Here is a 2,150-nt window from a genome sequence, read left to right on the forward strand (position 1 = left end):
ACGTCCTGTTCGGTGACGAAAGCCCTGGCGAGAAACCGGCGATACTTGTCGCGGTTTGGTTCCAGATGCAGTGAGACGGCGCCGGCATCCGCAATGAGCGCGATCAGGCGCTGTTTCGCGGCCTGTCCCATCCGACGTTCTTCCTCGCACTGCGCATGGCGGATTTCGGGCGTGTCGAACCCCATCAGGCGATAGCGATCCTCACCGACCGCCAGCGTGTCTCCGTCGATCACGTAGATCTCTTGCACCGAGAACGTGCGGACCTCCCTGCCTGACTGCGTGCAGCGATCCAGCCCAAATGCTGCAAGCAGGAGAACGCTCAGGATCGCGATTTTTCCCATCACTCCCCCACCACGATCTCTTCGACACGCATCACGGGATCAGCGCGCTGCACGACGGCCGGCACGTTGTTGATGCCGAACCGGTCGACAAGCACGGAATCCTGATCGAAATAGAACCGGCGCCCATGCTCCCGCATCAGGCCAAGCGGATCGCCCTTCACCAGAACCAGCAGCGTGTCCAGCTCATCGCCCTCGGAGAGGGCAAACCGAACCTGGGCTGCGTCATCGCCATCAATAAGGACGATCCGCTTGTTGAAGCGCGAATAGGCCAGCGGGTTGATCACCGTGCCCGCCCGCGCAAAGACCTGACCCTGATGATCGGCCAGATCCTCCGTCAGGGTGATGGTCAGATCCACGTCCCAGCTGGCATATTCGGTGGCCTTGCCGATGCCGGCCACCGGACGGGGGCGGTTCACGTAAGACTTGGTGCGGTCCTGCATATCCCGCTGCATTGCCGCCAGTTCGCCGGAGGCCTCCATGTCCCGCAGCCGCGCGTGGATCACCTCGAGGATCGACGGCTCGATCACCTCAAAGAGGGGCCCATGCGTGCCAAGATCCTTTGCCTGCAAGGGAGTTGGTGACACCACGGAGGCGGCCACGGCAGCCCAGCCGAGCAGGAGCGATCTCTTGAGGGTCACCACGGTCATTCGGCGCCCTCCGCAAACGACGTCCAATGCGGAAACGGGATGGCAAAGCCCACGGCAACGATATCGCTTTCGGGGATTGCACCAATCACCTGGTACCGGCTGTCGAGGCTGTCCGTGCTGTCGCCCAGCACTGCGATGGTGCCCGGCGGCACCACATCGGCCTCCCAGAGCGGCGAGACCAGTTCGCCATTCTTGCGTTCGCCCTGGACACAGGTGCCGCCAATGCAGATCTGATCGCCATCCCGGCGCACAACGTCGCCCGGGCGCCCGGCAATCCGTTTGGTCAGGTACACCTCGTGCTCTCCGAATTTGTCCGCGATCACGTCCGGCACATAGACCGCAACCACCGCTCCCCGCCACAACGGACGCGGCCAGGTCACCATGGCAAAGGCGTTGCTCGGCAGGCTATCGGTGAAGTTGATCGCCACCCGGCCAAAGGCCAGAACGTGAAACAGGAACATGGCCAGCAAGACCAGCGGCCAGATCCGGAAGCGGGTTTTAAAGAGCGCCATCTCGTCACTCCCCGGGTTCACTGGTAAAAGTGGGACTGCCTTCGCGTTCGCGCTGAAAGCGCGAGGCAGCGAAGGGAGTCTCGTTTGACCCGGGAAGTGATCCACTGAGGACCTCCCGCATTACCGCGTCGGTCACATCGGCAGGAACGTCTGCGTGCTGTGACAGGACCCCGTCCTTGCGCACCACCATCACGCCGTTCTCGGCGGCGTAGGCCTGCAGCACGGTGGCAACCTGCTCCTGGAAGGCCGGAAGCACGCTGGTGAACTCTTCGGTTTCAAGCCTTGTGTTGGACCAGATGACAAAGGTGGTCAGGCTGAGTTCAGGATCGAAGGTCACAACGGACATGTTGCCCCCCTGCTCTCTTCCCAGGACAAGGCCGGCAGCAAACATAGCCTGCGCGATCAGCAGGCCGCCGAGGCCGATGAGTGTCCTGGTGCGCCAGCTCATACGACCTCACCCCGCTCCACCATCGTGTGGATTGCCTCGACGGTGGTCATGCCGGCGTCGCGGTACCGGTTCATCCGCTCGACCGTGGCGCCTTTCGAAGAAAAGACCGCGAGAGAGAACGGATCGAGCAGCAGGCGGCCATAGGCATAGCCCTCCGGCATCTTCACGGCCATTTCCGCAAATCGCCCGGGCACGGAGGTGA

5 protein-coding genes are annotated in these 2,150 nt (G+C 62.7%); all 5 read right to left on the reverse strand.

Annotated elements, in window-relative coordinates:
- Nucleotides 1–341, reverse strand: a 341-nt coding sequence (locus GOX53_RS29195; RefSeq protein ID WP_171182384.1) for a thermonuclease family protein, incomplete at its 3' end; no start/stop codon positions are given.
- Nucleotides 341–988: a type-F conjugative transfer system protein TraW gene (traW, locus tag GOX53_RS29200; protein WP_171182385.1), complete on the reverse strand. Its 648-nt coding sequence runs from the start codon at nucleotides 986–988 to the stop codon at nucleotides 341–343. The genes traW and GOX53_RS29195, both read right to left, overlap by 1 nt.
- Nucleotides 985–1,500 (reverse strand): S26 family signal peptidase, encoded by a 516-nt coding sequence (locus GOX53_RS29205; RefSeq protein WP_171182386.1) that lies wholly within the window; start codon nucleotides 1,498–1,500, stop codon nucleotides 985–987. Before GOX53_RS29205 ends, traW begins: the two co-directional genes overlap by 4 nt.
- Before the next feature lie 4 nt (nucleotides 1,501–1,504).
- Entirely contained in the window at nucleotides 1,505–1,948 is a 444-nt protein-coding gene (locus GOX53_RS29210) for a hypothetical protein (RefSeq protein ID WP_171182387.1), read from the reverse strand.
- Nucleotides 1,945–2,150, reverse strand: a 206-nt coding sequence (locus GOX53_RS29215; protein ID WP_217351997.1) for a hypothetical protein, incomplete at its 5' end; no start/stop codon positions are given. The genes GOX53_RS29210 and GOX53_RS29215, both read right to left, overlap by 4 nt.

Source organism: Ruegeria sp. HKCCD8929 (assembly GCF_013031405.1).
Lineage (GTDB): Bacteria > Pseudomonadota > Alphaproteobacteria > Rhodobacterales > Rhodobacteraceae > Ruegeria.